The sequence below is a fragment of the Cupriavidus sp. SZY C1 genome, from assembly GCF_032190535.1.
Lineage (GTDB): Bacteria > Pseudomonadota > Gammaproteobacteria > Burkholderiales > Burkholderiaceae > Cupriavidus > Cupriavidus pauculus_C.
Map to the genome: position 1 here is coordinate 53,150 of NZ_JAUANU010000017.1, position 20,008 is coordinate 73,157.

General features: G+C 69.4%; 18 protein-coding genes. 8 read left to right on the plus strand and 10 right to left on the minus strand.

Going from position 1 to position 20,008, the window contains the following annotated elements:
- Window positions 1–129: 129 nt before the first annotated feature.
- Both QTN24_RS22205 and QTN24_RS22210 read left to right on the plus strand, forming a co-directional pair.
- On the plus strand, window positions 130–831 hold the full coding sequence (locus QTN24_RS22205; protein ID WP_313839866.1) for a FadR/GntR family transcriptional regulator: 702 nt from the start codon (window positions 130–132) through the stop codon (window positions 829–831).
- A 53-nt stretch (window positions 832–884) separates the two neighbouring features.
- Window positions 885–1,991: an NAD(P)/FAD-dependent oxidoreductase gene (locus QTN24_RS22210; RefSeq protein ID WP_313839868.1), complete on the plus strand. Its 1,107-nt coding sequence runs from the start codon at window positions 885–887 to the stop codon at window positions 1,989–1,991.
- Between the two features lie 49 nt (window positions 1,992–2,040).
- Here the strand turns inward: QTN24_RS22210 and QTN24_RS22215 are convergent, their stop codons facing one another.
- The 5 genes from QTN24_RS22215 to QTN24_RS22235 all read right to left on the minus strand — a co-directional run bounded on the left by QTN24_RS22215 (window position 2,041) and on the right by QTN24_RS22235 (window position 7,675).
- A complete protein-coding gene (locus QTN24_RS22215) occupies window positions 2,041–3,141 on the minus strand; it encodes an MFS transporter (protein WP_313839870.1) in 1,101 nt (366 codons plus the stop codon).
- Window positions 3,142–3,230: 89 nt separating this feature from the next.
- Window positions 3,231–4,334 (minus strand): chorismate synthase, encoded by a 1,104-nt coding sequence (gene aroC / locus QTN24_RS22220; protein WP_124684545.1) that lies wholly within the window; start codon window positions 4,332–4,334, stop codon window positions 3,231–3,233.
- 46 nt (window positions 4,335–4,380) lie between these two features.
- Window positions 4,381–5,148 carry a glutathione S-transferase family protein gene (locus tag QTN24_RS22225; protein WP_313839873.1) on the minus strand — a complete coding sequence of 256 codons (768 nt, stop codon included), beginning with the start codon at window positions 5,146–5,148 and terminating at the stop codon, window positions 4,381–4,383.
- 2 nt (window positions 5,149–5,150) lie between these two features.
- Window positions 5,151–7,055, minus strand: a complete 1,905-nt coding sequence (locus QTN24_RS22230) for an MFS transporter (protein ID WP_313839875.1) — start codon at window positions 7,053–7,055, stop codon at window positions 5,151–5,153.
- Between the two features lie 131 nt (window positions 7,056–7,186).
- A complete protein-coding gene (locus tag QTN24_RS22235; protein WP_124684548.1) occupies window positions 7,187–7,675 on the minus strand; it encodes a CBS domain-containing protein in 489 nt (162 codons plus the stop codon).
- Window positions 7,676–7,956: 281 nt separating this feature from the next.
- Here QTN24_RS22235 and QTN24_RS22240 point away from each other — a divergent pair, with 281 nt between their 5' ends.
- Genes QTN24_RS22240 through QTN24_RS22250 form a run of 3 tightly spaced genes read left to right on the plus strand, consistent with a single transcriptional unit; the run spans window position 7,957 to window position 10,438 of the window.
- Window positions 7,957–9,276, plus strand: coding sequence for an O-acetylhomoserine aminocarboxypropyltransferase (locus QTN24_RS22240; protein ID WP_124684549.1), 1,320 nt, complete (start codon window positions 7,957–7,959; stop codon window positions 9,274–9,276).
- Window positions 9,273–10,088 (plus strand): alpha/beta hydrolase, encoded by an 816-nt coding sequence (locus tag QTN24_RS22245; RefSeq protein WP_313839878.1) that lies wholly within the window; start codon window positions 9,273–9,275, stop codon window positions 10,086–10,088. Before QTN24_RS22240 ends, QTN24_RS22245 begins: the two co-directional genes overlap by 4 nt.
- 32 nt (window positions 10,089–10,120) lie before the next feature.
- On the plus strand, window positions 10,121–10,438 hold the full coding sequence (locus tag QTN24_RS22250; protein ID WP_124684551.1) for an Mpo1-like protein: 318 nt from the start codon (window positions 10,121–10,123) through the stop codon (window positions 10,436–10,438).
- Between the two features lie 18 nt (window positions 10,439–10,456).
- Here QTN24_RS22250 and QTN24_RS22255 read toward each other — a convergent pair whose 3' ends face one another.
- On the minus strand, window positions 10,457–11,809 hold the full coding sequence (locus QTN24_RS22255; RefSeq protein ID WP_313839880.1) for a YihY family inner membrane protein: 1,353 nt from the start codon (window positions 11,807–11,809) through the stop codon (window positions 10,457–10,459).
- Between the two features lie 175 nt (window positions 11,810–11,984).
- Here QTN24_RS22255 and wrbA point away from each other — a divergent pair, with 175 nt between their 5' ends.
- From wrbA to QTN24_RS22270, 3 genes are read left to right on the plus strand one after another with little or no spacing between them, the layout of a single operon-like run.
- Window positions 11,985–12,578 (plus strand): NAD(P)H:quinone oxidoreductase, encoded by a 594-nt coding sequence (wrbA, locus tag QTN24_RS22260; protein WP_124684552.1) that lies wholly within the window; start codon window positions 11,985–11,987, stop codon window positions 12,576–12,578.
- Entirely contained in the window at window positions 12,575–12,979 is a 405-nt protein-coding gene (locus tag QTN24_RS22265; protein ID WP_124684553.1) for a DUF2069 domain-containing protein, read from the plus strand. The genes wrbA and QTN24_RS22265 overlap by 4 nt, the downstream gene beginning before the upstream one ends.
- 24 nt (window positions 12,980–13,003) lie before the next feature.
- The gene (locus QTN24_RS22270) at window positions 13,004–14,428 is read left to right on the plus strand and encodes an FAD-binding oxidoreductase (RefSeq protein WP_313839943.1); all 1,425 of its coding nucleotides are present in this window, start codon (window positions 13,004–13,006) and stop codon (window positions 14,426–14,428) included.
- A 58-nt stretch (window positions 14,429–14,486) separates the two neighbouring features.
- Here QTN24_RS22270 and QTN24_RS22275 read toward each other — a convergent pair whose 3' ends face one another.
- Genes QTN24_RS22275 through QTN24_RS22290 form a run of 4 tightly spaced genes read right to left on the minus strand, consistent with a single transcriptional unit; the run spans window position 14,487 to window position 19,491 of the window.
- On the minus strand, window positions 14,487–14,849 hold the full coding sequence (locus tag QTN24_RS22275; protein ID WP_313839883.1) for an ArsR family transcriptional regulator: 363 nt from the start codon (window positions 14,847–14,849) through the stop codon (window positions 14,487–14,489).
- Window positions 14,846–16,276, minus strand: coding sequence for a PLP-dependent aminotransferase family protein (locus tag QTN24_RS22280; protein ID WP_124684555.1), 1,431 nt, complete (start codon window positions 16,274–16,276; stop codon window positions 14,846–14,848). The genes QTN24_RS22275 and QTN24_RS22280 overlap by 4 nt, the downstream gene beginning before the upstream one ends.
- A gap of 55 nt (window positions 16,277–16,331) precedes the next feature.
- Window positions 16,332–17,162: a formate dehydrogenase accessory sulfurtransferase FdhD gene (gene fdhD, locus QTN24_RS22285; RefSeq protein WP_409559071.1), complete on the minus strand. Its 831-nt coding sequence runs from the start codon at window positions 17,160–17,162 to the stop codon at window positions 16,332–16,334.
- Window positions 17,163–17,181: 19 nt separating this feature from the next.
- Entirely contained in the window at window positions 17,182–19,491 is a 2,310-nt protein-coding gene (locus QTN24_RS22290; protein WP_313839885.1) for an FdhF/YdeP family oxidoreductase, read from the minus strand.
- Between the last annotated feature and the right edge of the window lie 517 nt (window positions 19,492–20,008).

Sequence of the window (20,008 nt, forward strand, 5' to 3'; positions counted from 1 at the left end):
GCCGCCGTACGCTGACTGTGTGCGTTATGCGCCATGACGCGGCAAATCCGCTTGACCTCGGTCAGATGACAACGCAGAATCGCCAAACCCTGAAATCTGTCAGACAGCCTGACAACCCCATCGATCCGCATGGACCGCTTGTCCCGCCCCGCCACCCTCGCCAGCCGTATCGCCCAGGCCCTGCGCGACGACATCGCCGCCGGCCTATTCGCCACGGGCGAGCGGCTGCCCGCCGAGGCCGCGCTGGCCGACACTTTCGACGTAAGCCGCCCCATCGTCCGCGAAGCCATCGCGCTGCTCAAGGCCGACGGCGTGCTGGTCACGCGCAAGGGGTCTGGCGCCTATGTGTCCGAGACGCCGGGCGGCCAGGTCTGGCGGCTGGCCAGCGCCCCGGACGGCGGCCCCACGCTGGCCCAGTTGTTCGAACTGCGCCGCGTGGTGGAAACCGCCTGCGCCGAAATGGCCGCGCTGCGCCGCACCGACGCCGACGTGGCCGTCATGCGCGACGCCCTGGCCGCGATGCAGCGCCATGCCGATGACTTCCCGAGCGCGGCGGCGGCCGACATCGCGTTCCATCATGCCATTGCCCAGGCCGGCCACAACCCGTGCTTCACCGGCCTGACCGATTTCGTCAGCCAGCAATTGCTGGTTGCCCGCCAGCACGCCTGGGAAAACACCGCCCGCCTGCGGGCCGACGGTGCCACCCCGCGCGCGGCCGACGCCGAGCACGCGGCGCTGGTCGATGCCATCGTCCGGGGCGACCCCGTGGCGGCCCGCGCGGCAGCCACCGCGCACCTGGAAGCGGCGGCGGCGCGCATGGGACTGGCCTGACAGCCGACCGGACATCCACAAGACACCCACAAGACAATCAGGAGCAGACAGAGATGGAACAGGTAGATTGCGTCGTGATCGGCGCCGGGGTGGTCGGGCTGGCCGTGGCGCGCGCCATGGCGCAGCAGGGCCGCGAAGTCATCATCCTCGAAGCCGAAAACGCCTTCGGCACGATCACTAGCGCCCGCAACAGCGAAGTCATCCACGCCGGCATCTACTATCCGGCCGGTTCGCTGAAAGCCGAGCTGTGCGTGCGCGGCAAGACCATGCTCTACGACTACTGCGCCAGCCACCACGTGACCCACCAGCGCTGCGGCAAGCTGATCGTCGCCACCAGCGAGGCCCAGGTGGCCACGCTGGCCGGTATCCGCGCCAAGGCCGAGGCCAACGGCGTGCACGACCTGCGCCTGCTCACCCGGGACGAAGCGCGCGCGCTGGAACCGCAGCTCGAATGCCACGCGGCGCTGCTGTCGCCATCAACCGGCATCATCGACAGCCACGGCCTGATGACCGCGCTGCTGGGCGATGCCGAACAGGCTGGCGCGATGCTGGCCGTGCAGTCGCCGGTGCTGTCCGGCGCGGTCACGCCCGATGGCATCCGGCTCGACATCGGCGGCGCCGAGGGCCCGACCACGCTGCTGGCGCGCACGGTAATCAATTCGGCCGGCCTGACCGCGCCCGATCTGGCGCGCCGGATCGACGGTATCCCGCCCGCCCACATCCCGCCGCAGTTCTACGCCAAGGGCTGCTATTTCACGCTGGCCGGCCGGGCGCCGTTCTCGCGGCTGATCTACCCGGTGCCGGAAGCGGCCGGGCTGGGCGTCCACCTGACGCTCGATCTGGGCGGCCAGGCGCGTTTCGGCCCCAACGTGCGCTGGATCGACGAGATCGAGTACAGCGTCCCGCCCCACGATGCCGACAGCTTCTACGCCGAAGTGCGCCGCTACTGGCCCGGCCTGGCCGACGGCGCCCTGCAACCGGGCTACGCGGGCATCCGCCCCAAGATCAGCGGCCCGGGCGAGACAGCCGCCGACTTCCGCATCGACGGCCCGCAGACCCATGGCGTGCCGGGGCTGGCAAACCTGTTCGGCATCGAATCGCCCGGCCTGACGTCATCGCTAGCCATCGCGGAACGGGTAGCGGGATTGTTGAAGGACTGACTGTTCTGGCGCCCCTCCCCCGCCATGCGGCAGACGGGCGCAAACCACATCAATCCGTCCGCGCGCCCTCGCCCCGGAAACTCATCGCCGCACATACCGCCCCGACCAGCGCGGCGGCCGCCGCGAGCCCGAACGTGTGCATCGGCGCCAGCGTCTTCCACGTCCAGCCCATCGCCAGCCCGCCCAGCGTGCCGCCGAGCCCGTAGGAAATTCCCGTGTACAGCGCCTGCCCCCGGCCCTGCAGCGGCCCGGCGAACCAGCGCTGCAGCCGCTTCAGGCTGGCGCTGTGGTGCGCGCCGAAGGTGGCCGCGTGCAGCGTCTGGACCACGGCCATGAGCCAGACATACTCGGCCAGGTAGCCGGTCACGCCAAAGCGCAGCGCGGCCAGCACGAACGTGCCGGCCAGGATCGTCCGCAGCGCCAGCGCGCCGAACAGCCGGCCCTGGTAGAAGAAGAACACGATCTCCGCAACCACGCCGATGGTCCACATCGCGCCGATGGCGATCTTGCTATAGCCAAGCTGCGCCAGGTACAGCGAATAGAACACGTACAGCGCCGCGTGCGCGAACATCATCAGGAACGCCGACGCCAGGAACCACGCCACGTCGGGCCGTCGCAGCAGAGGCAGGGCTGGCGGCGGCTTGACGTGCGAAGTGTCCTCTTCCGCGTCGCGCAGGCCGAAGACCACCAGCGCGAACAGCGCCAGCATGGCGCTGGCCAGCCACGGAAACGCCTGCATCCCGAAGTGCTCGAACAGCGCCCCGCCCAGCAGCACGGCGCCGATGAAGCCCACCGAGCCGAACATGCGCACGCGGCCGTAGCGATGGTCGAAGGCGCCATGCCGCCGCAGCGTGGAGATTGTCAGCGCATCGCCCAGCGGCGACATGGCGCTGGTAATCAGATTAAGCCCGATCATCATCGCCATCATCGCGCCGTAGCCATGCACGCCCGGCACGGCCAGGAACGCCAGCAGCGACGTGACCGCCGCCAGCCGCAGCAGCCGGACCCGCGTGTGCATGACGTCAGACAGCCAGCCCCACAGGTAAGGCCCGACAATGCGGCTGAGCTGGAAGCAGGCCATCAGCACGCCGATCTGCACCGGCGAGAAGCCCCGGTCGGCGAAGAACAGGCTGACGTAAGGCGAGATCACGCCGACGTAGCCGTAGTAGCCGAGATAGAAGAGTCCGAAACGGAGATAGGTGGCCGGGTCGATCGACCCGGGCCGGTAAGCGGTGGTGCTCAGGATTTGACCTGCGCCGGGATGCGCGGGGTGTCGACCTGCACGTCGCCGCACTGGGCGCGGTGGCGCAGCGCGTGGTCCATCAGCACCAGCGCCAGCATTGCCTCGGCAATCGGCGTGGCGCGGATGCCCACGCACGGGTCGTGGCGGCCGAACGTCTCGACGCTGGCCGGCTGCCCGGCCTTGTCGATCGACTCGCGCGCCGTGCGGATGCTCGACGTCGGCTTGATCGCCAGCGACACCGTGACGTCCTGGCCGGTCGAAATACCACCGAGCACGCCGCCCGAGTGATTGGTCCGGAAGCCCTCGGGCGTCAGTTCGTCGCCATGGACCGTGCCGCGCTGGGCCACGCTGTCGAAGCCGGCGCCAATTTCCACGCCCTTGACCGCGTTGATACCCATCATGGCGTGGGCGATGTCGGCGTCGAGCTTGTCGAACAGCGGCTCGCCCAGGCCCACCGGCACGCCGCTGGCCACCACCTCGATCCGCGCGCCCACGGAATCGCCATCCTTGCGCAGCGCGTCCATATACGTTTCGAGCTCGGGCACGATGTCGGCGTTGGCCGCGAAGAACGGGTTCTCGGGTACGTGCTTCCAGTCCGTGAACGGCACCGCGATTTCGCCGAGCTGCGACATGTAGCCGCGTATCTCGGTGCCGTACTGCTCGCGCAGCCATTTCTTCGCAATGGCCGCCGCCGCCACCACGGGGGCGGTCAGGCGCGCCGACGAGCGGCCGCCGCCGCGGTAGTCGCGGATGCCGTACTTGTGCCAGTAGGTGTAGTCGGCGTGCCCCGGCCGGAAGGTTTCGACGATGTTGCCGTAGTCCTTGCTGCGCTGGTCCGTGTTGCGGATCAGCAGACAGATCGGCGTGCCCGTGGTCTTGCCCTCGAACACCCCGGACAGGATTTCCACCTGGTCCGGCTCCTGCCGCTGCGTCACGTGGCGCGACGTGCCGGGCTTGCGGCGGTCAAGGTCGATCTGGATGTCGGCCTCGGTCAGCGACATGCCCGGCGGGCAGCCATCCACGACCGCGCCGATGGCCGGTCCGTGCGATTCGCCGAATGTGGTGACAGTGAAAAGCAGGCCGAGGGTATTGCCGGACATGATCGAAACCGCACAGGAATTGGGGACGGCCTACATTGTACGGCCATTAGGCCCCGGCGGCCGCCTCCACCGGGCCCGGCGCGCCCGATTCCGCCGCAAACACCCCCTGCCCGACAAAATCGGCATAGAACTGCCGCCGCATCCGCGCCAGATAGGCCTGCAGGTTGGCATGGGACTCGGCCGCCGCCCGGATCGGCGTGTCGAAGACCGGCGTCTGCAGGCTGGCGGCAAAGGCGAACAGCGTGGCGTCCGCGCCGCAGGGGCGCTCGCCCATCAGGTACGGCTTGTCGCCCAGGATGTCGGCGATGGCCTTCACGCCCTGCACCGCCATCGCGGTCATTTCCTCGGCGCTGTGCCGCCCCAGGCCCTGCGACCACAGCATCTGGCGCACCTTGCGCTTCACCAGCGCCTTGACCAGTCCGCGCAGCGGCGCCGGCACCATGCCGAAGAACTGTGCCGGCCCGCGCTCGAAGTTGTCGCCTTCCAGCCAGCGCACCCGCGCCACGGCCCAGTAGAGATTGTCTTCCAGCAGCTTCTCGACCGCCCAGGCCGTGCCGCGCTCGGCGGCCGACAGCCCGGCATCGAAGTCGATGTGGTACGTCTTCTCGATGTGCCAGCGGATCAGCGTGGAGTCGGCCACCAGCCGGCCCATGTCGTCCAGGTACGGCAGCTTGCCCTTGGGCGCCCGGCGCAGGTTGCCGCGCCGCGTCTGGTACGGCAGGCCGGCCAGCTTCAGCAGCATCTCGGCCTTGATGACGAACGGGCTGGCATCGGGCAGGCCGAACGCCGGCCCGAACGTGTAGAGCGTGATCATGATTATTTCCAGTCGCCGCGCAGGGCCAGGACCATCTGCTGCAATCCCTCCGGCGTCGCCGCCTCGGGGGGCACGGGTTCCCCGACCACCAGTTCCAGCTTGCTCAGCAGGCCGCGCCGGAACGGCCGCGTCATCGCCGGGGCGCCCTTGCGGGAGAAGAAGCTGCCCCACAGGCCACGCAGCGCCATCGGCACCACCGGCACCGGCGTGCGCTGGATGATCTGCGACACGCCCGAGCGGAACGGGTTGATCTCGCCGTCGGCCGTGATCCTGCCCTCGGGGAAGATGCAGACCAGCTCGTCGTCGGCCAGCGCCGCCGCCACCGCGTCGTACGCGCGCGCCAGCAGTTCAGGGTTCTCGCGCGCCGGGGCAATCGGAATCGCCTTGGCCTGCCGGAAGAACCACGACAGCCCCGGCACCTTGAAGATGTTGTGGTCCATCACGAACCGCACCGGCCGGGGGCTGGCCGCCATCAGCACCACCGCATCGGCAAAGCTCACGTGGTTGCAGACCAGCAGCGCCGCGCCCTGCTCCGGAATCCGCTCGGCGTTGATCCGGCGCAACCGGTAGATCGTGTGCACGAGCAGCCAGGCGATGAACCGCAGCAGGAAGTCGGGCACCAGCGAGTAGATATAGATGGCCACCACCGCGTTGAGCAGCCCCACCACCAGGAAAAGCTGCGGGATCGAGTAGCCGGCCTGGGTCATGAACACCCCCAGCAGCGACGCGCCGATCATGAAGAAGCTGTTCAGGATGTTGTTGGCGGCGATGATCCGGGCGCGGTGCGTGGGCGCGGACCGGCTCTGGATCAGCGCGTAGAGCGGCACGCTGTAGAAGCCGCCGAACATCGCCAGGCAGAACAGGTCGAACAGCACGCGCCAGTGTCCCGGCTGGGCCAGGAAGCCGCCCACGCCGCTCAGCGTCGCCCCGGCCGACTGGCCCTGCGTGGCGAAGTAGAGGTCCACCGCGAACACGGTCATGCCGATCGAGCCGAACGGCACCAGCCCGATTTCCACGTGGCGCCCGGACAGCCGCTCGCACAGCAGCGACCCCGTGCCGATGCCCACCGAGAACACGGCCAGCAGCAGCGTGACCACGTTCTGGTCCCCGCCCAGCACGTCCTTGGCAAAGCTGAAGAACGACGTCAGGAACGTGGCGCCCAGGAACCACAGCCACGAGATGCCCAGCAGGCTCAGGAACACCACGCGGCGTTCGCGGGCCAGCATCAGGTTGCGCCACGTCTCGGTGAACGGGTTCCAGTTGATGCGCAGGTCCGGCTGCGGCGCCGGCGACAGCGGCACGCCCTGCGACACCGCCCGCCCCGCCACGGCAATCGCCACGCAGACGATGCCCACGTACAGCGGCCCGACCACCGTGCCGTCGGCGCCGGTCAGCCCGGCCATCTCGCCGCCCACCAGCGTGCCGAGCAGGATCGCCACGAAGGTGCCCATTTCCACGAGTCCGTTGCCCCCCACCAGTTCGGTCTGGTCCAGGTGCTGCGGCAGGTAGGCGAACTTGACCGGCCCGAAGACCGTGGAGTGCAGCCCCATCAGGAACGTGCCCGCGTAGAGCAGCGGGGCGCTGTGCAGGTAGAAGCCGGCCAGCCCGAGCAGCATGATCGCGATTTCGATCGTCTTGACCAGCCGGATCAGCCGCGACTTCTCGATCTTGTCGGCGATCTGGCCGCTGGTGGCGGAAAACAGCACGAACGGCGCGATGAAGATGGCCGAGATCAGGAAGGCCGCGCTATGGGCGTCGACGCCCTCGAACAGCGTGGCGTGGTAGGTGACCAGCGAGGTGAAGGCGACCTTGAAGACGTTGTCGTTCATGGCCCCGAGGAACTGCGTCCAGAAGAACGGGGCGAACCGGCGCAGGCCGAGCAGGCGAAACTGGCTTTCTTGGCTCATCGATGGCAAACAGGAAGTGGACCCCGGTGACCCGCCGGGGCATCAGTTCGCCGCCATCATGCCAGCACCGGGCATCGCCGGCTACGGCAGAAATCTCAAAATTGGGGGATGCCGGACAGGCCGGCGGGCGGTCAGCGCGCCGGCTGCCCGGGCGCCTCGGCGGCCGGCTGGGCCGGCTGCGCCTTCTCCTCGGGCCAGTCGCGGATGTACGCCTTGAGCATCCGGTTCTCGAAGCTCTGCTCCTCCACCACGGCCTTGGCTACGTCGTAGAACGAGATCACGCCCATCAGCGTGCGCTTTTCCAGCACGGGGAGGTAGCGGGTGTGGCGCTCCAGCATCATGCGGCGCACCTCGTTGACGTCGGTCTCGGGGGTGCAGGTCAGCGGCGCGTCGTCCATGACCTTGCGGATGCTGTGCGGGCCCAGCGTGCCGCGGTTGGCGGCCAGCGTCTCGATGACCTCGCGGAACGTCAGCATGCCGACGAGATCGCCGTACTCCATGACCACGAGCGAGCCGATGTCGTGCGCGGCCATGGTCTCGATGGCCTGCTCCAGCGGGGTATCCGGCGTGACGGTGTAGAGCGTGTTGCCCTTGATCTGCAGGATGTCGCTGACTTTCATGATGGTGTCTCCGGGGGTGCCCTGTCTTGCCATGTGCGTGGCGCGGGCCCGATGGCCGATCCTAGCCCAAACCGCCGTCTCAAGTAAAGCGAGCGCGGCCTCCAGGGCGCCACCCGGGCCGCCGTCCCGCCCACCGCCAGACCGCGTCCGGACGCCCCCGGCACGGCCTGCCAGGCGGCCCGCGCGGCGGGAAATACCCGGTGTTGCGCGGGGGGCCCATGGTGCTAGGATGCCGGACGACAGCCACCACTCGCGGCCCGGCGCGCCGGGCCCTTCCCGCCATGTCCACATCGTCTGGCAGCCGCTTCGACACGCTGGCCCTGCACGCCGGCGCCGCGCCGGACCCCGCCACCGGGGCCCGCGCCACACCGATCCACCTGACCACGTCATTTGTCTTCCGGGACAGCGAGCACGCCGCGTCGCTGTTCAACATGGAGCGCGCCGGCCACGTCTACTCGCGCATCAGCAACCCCACCGTGGCCGTGTTCGAGGAGCGCGTGGCCGCGCTGGAAAACGGCGCGGGCGCCATCGGCACCGCCTCGGGCCAGGCCGCGCTGCACCTGGCCGTGGCCACGCTGATGGGGGCCGGCGCCCACATCGTCGCGTCGAGCGCGCTCTACGGCGGCTCGCACAACCTGCTGCACTACACGCTGCGCCGCTTCGGCATCGAGACCACGTTCGTCAACCCGCGCGACATCGACGCCTGGCGCGCCGCCATCCGCCCGGAGACCCGGCTGCTGTTCGGCGAGACGCTCGGCAACCCGGGCCTGGACGTGCTCGACATCGAGACCGTGGCGCAGATCGGCCGGGACCACCGCATCCCGCTGCTGGTCGATTCCACGTTCACCACGCCTTACCTGCTGCGGCCGTTCGACCATGGCGCCGGCCTGCTCTACCACTCGGCCACCAAGTTCCTGGGCGGCCATGGCACCACCATCGGCGGCGTGCTGGCCGAAGGCGGCACGTTCGATTTCGAGGCGTCCGGGCGCTTTCCGGAACTGTCCGAGCCGTACGCGGGCTTCCACAACATGGTGTTCACCGAGGAAAGCACGGTGGCGCCGTTCCTGCTGCGCGCCCGCCGCGAGGGCCTGCGCGACTTTGGCGCCTGCATGAATCCGATGGCAGCCTGGCAGTTGCTGCAGGGCATCGAGACGCTGCCGCTGCGCATGGCGCGCCATGTCGACAACACGCGCCGCGTGGTGCAGTTCCTGGCCGGCCATCCGATGGTCGAGTCGGTGGCCTACCCCGAACTGGAATCGCACCCCGACTACGCTTTAGCCAAACGGCTACTGCCGCGCGGCTGCGGCGCGGTGTTCAGCTTCAACCTCAAGGCCGACCGGCAGGCCGGGCAGCGCTTTATCGAAAGCCTGTCGCTGTTCTCGCACCTGGCCAACGTCGGCGACGCCCGCTCGCTGGTCATCCACCCGGCCTCGACCACCCATTTCCGCATGGACGCGGCGGCGCTGCAGGCCGCCGGCATCGGCGAGGGCACGATCCGGCTGTCGATCGGCCTGGAGGACCCGGACGACCTCGTCGACGACCTCAAGCGCGGTCTCAAGGCCGCCGAGAAGGCCATGGCGAAGGGGGGCAAGGCGTCATGAAACTGACCGTTTCCGGCCACGAGGCCTATGCCTACACCGGCGGCAAGCCGTTCGACCCGGCCCTGCCCTGCGCCGTGTTCGTGCACGGCGCGCAGAACGACCACAGCGTCTGGGCGCTGCAGACGCGCTGGTTTGCCAACCACGGGTTCTCGGTGCTGGCCGTCGACCTGCCCGGCCACAACCGCAGCGCCGGCGCGCCGCTGGACACAGTCGAGGCCATGGCCGACTGGGTCGTCGCGCTGCTGGCGGCAGCCGGGGTGACGGCGCCGGCGCTGGTGTTCGGCCACAGCATGGGGTCGCTGATCGCGCTCGAATGCGCGGCGCGGCATCCGCAGGCGGTGCGCGGCATCGGCCTGCTGGCCACGGCCTATCCGATGAAAGTGTCCGACGCGCTGCTCGACGCCGCGCTGCACCGAGAGGCGGACGCCATTGCCATGGTCAACCAGTGGTCGATCTCCAGCCTGGCCAGCAAGCCGTCGTCGCCCGGCCCGGGCGCGTGGATGCATGGCGGCAGCCAGCGGCTGATGGAGCGCGTGTCGGCCCGCAACCCGGACGCCCACGTCTTCCACACCGACTTCTCGGCCTGCAACGCCTACGCGCATGGCGAGGAAGCGGCCGCCGCCGTGGCCTGTCCGGCGCTGTTCGTGGTGGGCAGCAAGGACATGATGACGTCGCCCAAGGCCGCCCAGGCGCTGGCGGCCCGGATGAAGCAGGCCCGCGTGGTCACGGTGCCGGCGGGCCATGCGCTGATGGGCGAGCGTCCCGACGACGTTCTCGACGCGCTGGCCGCGTTCGCGCGCGCTGCCCGCTGAGCCCAACCCGACTCGCCCCCAAGGAGACTGCCATGGCCCAGACCCACGCCAAGGAATTCGCGCGCTTTGCCGACTTCTACCCGTTCTACCTGAACGAGCACCGCAACCGCACTTGCCGACGGCTGCATTTCGTCGGGTCGACGCTGGCGCTGGCCTGCCTGGTGGCGCTGGTCGTGACCGGAAATTTCTGGTGGCTGCTGGGCGCGCTGGTGTCGGGCTACGCGTTTGCCTGGATCGGCCATTTCGGCTTCGAGAAAAACCGCCCGGCCACGTTCCGGCACCCGTTCTACAGCCTGATGGGCGACTGGGTGATGTACGCGGACATCCTGCGCGGCAAGATCCGCTTCTGAACCGGCGCCGGCCGTCGGCTAGGCGTGGCGCGGCAGGTCGGGCTGGCGCGCCGGCTGGGCGGCGGCGCTGGCAGGGTCGGGCGCCTCGGGCGCCTCGTTGGCAGCCACGCCGGCCGTCTGCTGGCGGAACACCGCTTCGAGCGGCTGGTCGAGCTGGGGGTTGTCCAGGATGCCGCGCAGCACCTCCACGCCCCGCATCTGCTGGGCCAGCGCCGTGCGCGGCAGGCGCGCCAGGTTCAGCACCAGCCGGTCGTGCAGCATCCGCAGCGTGACCTGCGCCGGATCGCACAGCAGCGCCCAGTGCGCCTGCCCGCGATCCTGCTGGAGCTTGCCGACCAGGTGCATGGCCTTGAGCTTGGCCAGCAGCCCGGCCAGGTAGTCGGCCTCCACCCGCAGCTTGCGCCCAATCTCCAGTTCGCCCATGCTGCGCGGCACCTCGTCGCGGGCGCGATAGAGCACATAGAGCACGCCCAGCGCGTCGAAGAATTCGCTGCCGGCGAACGTGCGGCGCCGCCAGTGGCCCTCGCGGATCACGGGCAGGTTCGACGCGATCGTCGCGCCCAGCAGCGTGACCAGCCAGCTCACGTACATCCAGAGCAGGAACAGCGGCAGCACGGCAAACGTCCCGTAGACGGCCGTGTAGGTGGGGATATGGGTAATGAAATAGCCGAAGGCGCGCTTGGCCACCTCGAACGCCACGGCGGCCACGATGCCGGCGAAGATCGCATCGCGCCAGTCGACGTAGGCGTACGGCACGGCCATGTACAGAAACGCAAATGCCACGGCGGTCAGCGCCACCGGCACCAGGCTGACCAGCAGCCCGAGCCCGAACGGCAGGTTGCCGACGTAGCCCATCGAGATCGATATCAGGTACGAGCTGATCGACAGGCTGCCGCCGATCAGCACCGGCCCCAGCGTCAGCACGGCCCAGAACACCAGCACCCGCTGCGCGAACGGGCGCCGCCGCTTGACGCGCCAGATCGCGTTCAGCGCGTCTTCCACGGTCAGCATCGTCAGCACCGACGTCACCATCAGTCCGCCCAGGCCCAGCGCGGTCAGGCCGCGCGCGCTCTTGGCGAACTGGCCCAGGTAGCGCGACACCGAATCGCTGATATTGCCGCCCGGGATCAGGTTCTGGAACAGGAACGCCTCGATCTGGCCGCGGAAGTCGCGGAACACCGGGAACGCGGCCAGCAGCGCAAAGGCCACCGTCAGCACCGGCACGACGGACAGGAACGTCGTGAACGTCAGGCTGGCGGCCACCTGCGGCAGGCGGTTCTCGCCGGCGCGGCGCAGCGCGTAGCGGGACAGTGCGCGCACCTTCTGCAGGTTCCATTCCCTGCGCAGGCGGGCAATGCGGGGGGCGGACATGCGGGGACGTTCTCCTCTCGAATCGATGACAGCGGCGGCCGGGCCGCCCACGCGGCACTTCCGGCAGCGCCCCAACTATAATACGCGGATCGTTCCGCGGCGCCCGCACCGCGGGCCCGCCAGCCAGCCGGCGGCCCTGCCGTACACCGTCCGCCGTCCCGCCGCCCGTCCATCCATGACCGACATCCTCGTCCTCTACTACAGCCGCCACGGCGCCACCCGCAGACTGGCCGAACTGATCGCCACCGGCATTGAGAGCGTGCCCGGCGCCCAGGCGCGCCTGCGCACCGTGCCGCCGGTATCCACGGTCTGCGAGGCCACCGCTTCCGACATCCCGCCCGAAGGCGCGCCCTATGCCGAACTGCGCGACCTTGAGGAATGCGCCGGGCTGGCGCTCGGCAGCCCCACCCGCTTCGGCAACATGGCGGCCCCGATGAAGTACTTCCTCGACGGCACCGTCGCGCAGTGGCTGGCGGGCGGGCTGTCCGGCAAGCCGGCCTGCGTGTTCACGTCGACGGGCAGCCTGCATGGCGGCCAGGAAACCACGCTGCTGTCGATGATGCTGCCGCTGCTGCACCACGGCATGCTGATCGTCGGCCTGCCCTATTCCGAAGCCGGCCTGATGACGACCACGGCCGGCGGCACGCCGTACGGCCCGAGCCATCACGCGCACGTGGACAACCACGGCCCGGTCACCGACCAGGAAGCCGCGCTGGCCACCGCCATGGGCCGCCGCCTGGCCCAGACCGCCCTGAAGCTCGCCGCATGATGCCGGCCCCTTCCGACGACGCCGCGCTGCACAGCCCGCGCCTCTGGTACCTGAGCCTGGCCAGCCTGCTGGCGCTGATCGCGCTGTGTATCGCCTGGGAATGGTTCCTGGCGCCGCTGCGGCCCGGCGGCTCGTGGCTGATCGCCAAGTTCGTGCTGCTGCTGCCGGTGCTGCGCGGCGTATGGCGGCGCAACCGCTACACGATGCAGTGGTCGTCGATGCTGATCCTGCTCTATTTCACCGAAGGCATCGTGCGCGCCACTAGCGACCGCGCCCCGTCGTCGTGGCTGGCGTGGGCGGAAGTCGCGCTGACGCTGCTGTTCTTCGTCGCCACGATCCTTTACCTGCGGCCCTACAAGCGCCGCGCCAAGGCCCTCGCCCGATCGGCCCCCTCCCCCTGAGCGCCCATGTCCGCCATGTCCACCGTGCACTCCGACTCGTTCCTCGATCTCTGCCGCGCCGCCGTCGGCCCGTCCAACGTGCTGACCGACGCGGCCGACAAGGCGCCCTACCTGACCGACTGGCGCCGCCGCTACACCGGTGACGCGCTGGCCGTGCTGCGGCCCGGCAACACCGACGAGGTGGCCGCCGTGATGCACGCCTGCCACGCGCACCGCATTGCCGTGGTGCCGCAGGGCGGCAACACGGGCCTGTGCGGCGGCGCCACGCCGGCCGGCGGCGACGCGGCCGCGCGCGGCGTGGTGGTGCTGTCGCTCCAGCGGCTGAACCGCGTGCGGCAGGTGGACCCGCTCAACAACACGATCACGGTGGAGGCCGGCGTGATCCTCCAGCAGTTGCAGGACGTGGCGCGCGAGCATGGCCGGCTGTTCCCGCTGTCGCTGGCGGCCGAGGGCAGCTGCACGATCGGCGGCAACCTGTCGACCAATGCCGGCGGCACCGCCGTGCTGCGCTATGGCAATACCCGCGAGCTGTGCCTGGGCCTGGAGGTAGTGACCGCGCGCGGCGAGGTCTGGAACGGCCTGCGCGGCCTGCGCAAGGACAACACCGGCTACGACCTGCGCGACCTGTTCATCGGTGCCGAAGGCACGCTCGGCATCATCACGGCCGCGGTCATGAAGCTGTTCCCGGCCCCGCGCGCCCGCGTGACGGCGCTGGCCGCCGTGCCAAGCCCGCGCGCCGCGCTGGCGCTGCTGGCCATCGCCCAGTCCCACGCCAGCGCCATGCTGACCGGCTTCGAGCTGATGTCGGCCATGTGCATGGAACTGGTCACGCGGCATTTTCCGCAGCTGCGCTACCCGTTTGCCGAGCACCATCCGCAGGTGGTGCTGCTGGAGCTGTCCGACAGCGAGGGCGAGCAGCACGCGCGCGGCATCTTCGAGACGATGATGGAGGCCGCCCTGGACGCCGGCGTGGTCACCGACGCCGTGGTCGCTGAATCCGTCCAGCAGTCGCGCGACTTCTGGAACCTGCGCGAGCACATTCCACTGGCCCAAGTGGAGGAAGGCAAGAACATCAAGCACGACATCGCCGTGCCGATCTCGCGCGTGGCCGATTTCATCGAGACCACCGACGCGCTGGTCCAGGACGCCTTCCCGGGCGCCCGCATGGTCACCTTCGGCCATCTTGGCGACGGCAACCTGCACTACAACGTGTCGCCACCGGCCGGCGTCGACCACGACCAGTTCCTGCAGCACCAGGACGCCATCAACCTGATCGTCCACAACAGCGTCCAGGCCCACGACGGCTCGATCTCGGCCGAGCACGGCCTGGGTCAGCTCAAGGTCGAGGAAAACCGCCGCTACAAGAGCGAAGTGGAACTGGCGATGATGCGCGCCATCAAGCAGGCGCTGGACCCGCAGCACCTGATGAACCCCGGCAAGGTCGTCTGACCGGGCTGGCCGCGCGGCGGAGTCTATGAGACAACGGGACAATCTGACGCGAGCCAGATCAATGCAGCAGCGGGCCGTCCCCTGGTGCCGGTGAGTCGAACAACTGGCCGCAGATGGCTTCGCCCTCCTCGGTCAGCCGGGCCGTGCCGCGGCCGTCTTCCTCCATGGCTGTCTCGACGAGGTCGGCGTCGCCGAGCTGGGTCAGCACGCGGCGCAGCACGCTCATCTGCACGCCGGCGCGCTTGCTGAGCCGGGCCAGCGACAGGTCCTTGTCCGGCTCGGTCAACCGGTGCTCCCACAGGGCCTGCAGGATGACGGCCACCGTGGGGTCCAGCCCCCCGCCTTCCGGCTCCCCATCGTCCCCGCCGGGCAGGTCCTCGTCCTCGTCGGGTCCGTCCGCCCGGTCCGCATCGTCCGTCATGTCGTCTCCCTTTCTTGTAATGTCGCCACCAGCTTGCCCAGCGTGATCACGGCCGATTCCACCTCTTCGGACCACGCGCCGCTGTAGTTCAGCCGGATGCAGTTCGTGTACGTGGGCACCGGCGAGAAGATATGCCCCGGCGCCACCGTGATGCGCCGCTCCAGCGCCGCGTGGTACAGCGCCATGGCGTCCACCTCCTCGGGCAGTTCCACCCACAGCACGTAGCCGCCCGCCGGGCGCGACACGCGCGTGCCGGCCGGGAAGAAGCGCCGCACCGCGGCGGCCATGATGTTGGCCTGCTGGGCGTAGGCCTTGCGCACGCGGCGCAGGTGGTAGTCGTAGCCGTCCTTGCGCAGGAATTCGGCAATGGCGAGCTGCGGGATGGTGGACGTGGTCAGCGTGTTCAGGAACTTGAGCCGCTCCACCTTCTGGCGGTAGCGGCCCGGCAGCGCCCAGCCGATCCGGTAGGCATTGGTCAGCGTCTTCGAGAACGACGAGCAGTGCAGCACGATGCCAGCCGTGTCGTACGACTTCAGCGATGTGGGATGGGCGTCGCCGTAGTACAGCTCGCCGTAGACGTCGTTCTCGATCACCGGGATGTCGCGCGCGGTCAGCAGCGCCACCAGCGCCTGCTTGCGCTCGTCGGGCATCTGGAAGCCCAGCGGGTTCTGGAAGTTCGGCATCACCATGCAGGCCGCCACGGGCCGCTCGTCGATCAGCCGCGCCAGCGCCTGCACGTCGATGCCGGCCACCGGGTCGGTCGCCACCTCCACGGCGCGCATGCCCAGCCGTTCGATGGCGTGCAGCATCGCGTAGTAGGTGGGCGATTCCACCGCGATCGTGTCGCCGGGCCGGGCCACGGCCTGCAGGCACAGGTTGATGGCCTCGGTGGCGCCGATCGTCACCACCACCTCGTTGGGATCGACCGTATAGCCGTTTTCCAGGTAGCGGCGCGTGATCTGGCGGATCAGTTCAGGCGATCCGGGCGGCAGGTCGTCCAGCACGCTCCAGGTGTCGTAGCGCTTGCCGATGGTGTTGGCGTACTGGATGATCCGCTGCCACGGGTAGAGCTTGGGGTCCGGATAGGGCGACCCCAGCGGCACCGCGTCGTCGGCGCGGATCGAGCGCAGCGTGGACAGCACCAGCGCGCTCACGTCCACGGCCGACGGCCGCGTGGCCGGGCGCGTGGGCTGCAGGTCGATGGCCGGCTCGCCGGGCCGGGCGCGCACGAAGTAGCCCGACTGCGGGCGGCTTTCCAGGATGCCGCGCGATTCCAGCAGCAGGTAGGCCCGGATCACGGTGGTGATGCTGAGCCGGTGGTGCTGCGCGGCCTGGCGCACGGACGGGATCTTCTCGCCGGGCAGCAGCACGCCCTGCTGCACCAGCGCCTCGATATCGGCCGCGAGCTTTTCGTACAGGGTTGCCAACGGGTCTGTCGCCTTGTCTGGGGGTTATCCGGGAGACAGCCGGACACCCCAGGCGTCAGCCTGCGGCCACCGGCGGCTCCGATGCGATTACGGTTCCAGGCGAAGTGTATTCGACGAAGCCGTCCTGGCGGCAAAAGCTCAGCAGCCGCACGCCGGCCTGTTCCGCGATGCGGATGGCCAGCGACGTGGGCGCCGAGATCGTCGCCAGCATCGGAATCTGCATCCGCGCGGCCTTGCGCACCAGTTCGTAGCTGGCCCGGCTGGACAGGAACACGAAGCCCTCGCCGAACGCCTCGCGCGCACGCGCCAGGTGGCCGATCAGCTTGTCCAGCGCGTTGTGGCGCCCCACGTCCTCGAACACGGCGCGTAGCTGGCCGTCCGGGCCGCACCACGCGGCGGCATGGACGCCGCCGGTGGCCGCCATCAGATGCTGACGCGCGCGCAGGTCGGCGGCGGCGCGGCGGATGGCCGCCGCATCGGGTGACACCGGCCGGATGCCGGCCAGCGGCTCGGGCACCAGGTCCAGCAGGGCCAGGCTCTCGATGCCGCAGACGCCGCAGCCGGTGCGGCCGGCCAGCGTGCGGCGGCGCTGCTTGAGCGCCATGAACGCCCGCTGACTGACTTCCAGCCGGACCTCGATGCCGTCGCAGCCCGGCTCCACCTCGACGTCGTAGATCTCGTGCACGCCGTCGACGATGCCCTCGGTCAGCGAGAACCCCGCCGCGAACGGCTCCAGGTCCAGCGGCGTGGCCATCATCACGGCGTGCGAGATGCCGTTGTAGACCAGCGCCACGGGCACTTCCTCGGCCACCTGGTCGATTTCCATCGCCACGGCGTCGCCCTGGTGGCGCCGGATCTCGCGCGTGACGTATCCACGTCCGGCCATGGTCCGCTCCCGCCCGGCGTCAGGCGGCGGCGCGCCGCAGCAGCACCGGGATCGACTTCGACGTCGGCGTGCCGGACCGGTCGCCGATGCTTTCCAGCGGCACCAGCGGGTTGGTCTCGGGATAGTAGGCGCCCAGGCAGCCCGCCGGGATGTCGTAGTCCACCAGCAGGAAGTCCCGCACGTCGCGCGTCACGCCGTCTTCCCAGACGCTCGTGATGTCCACCCGCTCACCCTCGGCAAACCCCAGCCGCGCGCGGTCGGCCGGGTTGATGAACACCACCCGGCGCAGGCCGAACACGCCGCGGTAGCGGTCGTCCAGCCCGTAGATCGTGGTGTTGTACTGGTCGTGCGAGCGCGTGGTCATCATCACCATCAGCGCGTCGCCATGGCGCTCGCGGGCGCGCCGGATCGGCGTGTCCTTGTCGATCGGGTGCACCAGGAACTGCGCCTTGCCCGACGCCGTGCGCCACACGCGGTTGCGCGACGCCGGCGTCAGGTGAAAGCCGCCCGGCCGGGCCACGCGCTCGTTGTAGCGCTCGAAGCCCGGAATCACCTTCTCGATGGCATCACGGATGCGCGCGTAGTCCTGCGCGAACCACAGCCAGTCCACCTTGTTCGACCCCAGCGTGGCGTCGGCCATGCGCGCCACGATCATCGTCTCCGACAACAGGTGCGGCGACGCCGGCTTGTTCATGCCGTACGAGATATGGACCATGCAGACCGAATCCTCCACCGTCACGCCCTGCGGCACGCCGTCCTGCTCGTCGATCTCGGTGCGGCCCAGCGTGGGCAGCAGCAGCGCGTCGCGGCCGATGACCAGGTGGCTGCGGTTGAGCTTGGTGGCGATGTTGACGGTCAGGTCGCACTGGCGCAGCGCCTGCCAGGTGCGCGGCGTGTCGGGCGTGGCGATCGAGAAATTGCCGCCCAGCCCCACGAACACCTTGACCTTGCCAGCCAGCATCGCGTTGATCGCGGCCACCACGTCCTGGCCATGATGGCGCGGCGGCTCGAAGCCGAACGTGGCGCCCAGGCGGTCCAGGAAGGCGTCGTCGGGCTGTTCCTCGATGCCCATCGTGCGGTCGCCCTGCACGTTCGAATGGCCGCGCACCGGCATCAGGCCCGCGCCGGGCTTGCCGATATTGCCGCGCAGCATCATCACGTTGGACAGCAGCTGGATGGTCCGCACCGACTCCTTGTGCTGCGTCAGGCCCATGCCCCAGCACATGATCGTGCGCTCGCTCTTCACGTAGACGTCGGCCAGCGCGTCGATGTCGGCGCGCGTGACGCCGGACTCGGCCACGATGTCGGCCCAGCTCTCGGCGCGCAGGTCGGCCGCGAAGGCGTCGAAATCGGCCGTGTGCTCGCGGATGAAGTCCACGTCGACCACGCGCTGGCCGCCGGTGGCCACCGCCGCGTCGTCCAGTTCGATCACGCGCTTGCCCAGGCCCTTGAGCAGCGCGAAGTCGCCGGCCAACCGGGGCCGCACGAACATCGACGCAATGCGGGTGCCGCCGCCGCCCAGCATCTCGGTCACGTGCTGCGGGCTGACAAAGCGCTCCAGGCCGCGCTCCTTGAGCGGGTTGATCGACACGATGGTGGCGCCGCGCCTGGACGCATCGCGCAGCTCGTTGAGCATGCGCGGATGGTTGGTGGCCGGATTCTGGCCCCAGACCATGATGGTGTCGGCCAGTTGGAAGTCGTCGAGCAGCACCGTGGCCTTGCCCACGCCCACCGTCACCGGCAGGCCGCGGCTGGTGGCCTCATGGCACATGTTCGAGCAGTCGGGGAAGTTGTTCGTGCCGTACATCCGCACGAACAGCTGGAACAGGAACGCCGCCTCGTTGCTGGCGCGGCCGGACGTGTAGAACGTGGCCGCGTCGGGGTTGTCCAGCCGGCGCAGGTGGTCCGCGACCAGGCGGAACGCCGCGTCCCATTCCACCGGCACGTACTTGTCGGTGGCCGCGTCGTAGCGCATGGGGTGCGTCAGCCGGCCGTGCTGTTCCAGCTCGTAGTCGGACTGCTGCATCAGCTCGGTCACCGTGTACCGGGCGAAGAACTCGTTGGTGACGCGCTTGCTGGTGGCCTCGGCCGCCACGGCCTTGACGCCGTTCTCGCAAAACTCGAACGTCGAGGCGTGCTGCCGGTCAGGCCAGGCGCAGCCTGGGCAGTCAAAGCCGTCCGGCTGGTTCTGCTTGAACAGCGTCTTGTATTTGCCGCCGCCAACCTTTTCCTTGACGAGGTTGATGGCAACTTGCTTGAGCGCTCCCCAGCCGGCGGCCGGGTGCGTATAGGGCGCGATATGGCCCTTTTCGGGCGTGGGCGAACTCATGGGGGCGGCTTCCAGAACTAGTGCCCGAACGCCCGGCCCGGTTTTCCGTGTGCGCGGGCGCTCGCTGCGATGTTGGCAGACTAGACCCGGAATGTGATCGGAGGGACGTACAGAACAGCCGCGGGAGAAAGAGTACAGTTTGCGCCATCGCAATGCACAATGCGGGAACTGTGCTTGTCGAGGGTGCGTGAATGGCCGTGATTGGCACGCAAAACGCATTAATCGGCGCCGACCGGGCTCCCCTCTCCCGCCTGCGGGAGAGGGGCTGGGGGAGAGGGCCAGCGCGTGATGCGCGACGGATCGCAGGTTGAACCGCCGGGCCCTCTCCCCCGACCCCTCTCCCGCGCTGCGGGAGAGGGGCTGGGGGTGAGGGCCAGCGCGTGATGCGCGACGGATCGCAAGTTGAACCGCCGGGCCCTCTCCCCCGACCCCTCTCCCGCGCTGCGGGAGAGGGGAGAAAACATGGGGCACGTGGATTGTCCGAGAAGACCAGCGTTCCGGCAGATTTCGCTCCCCT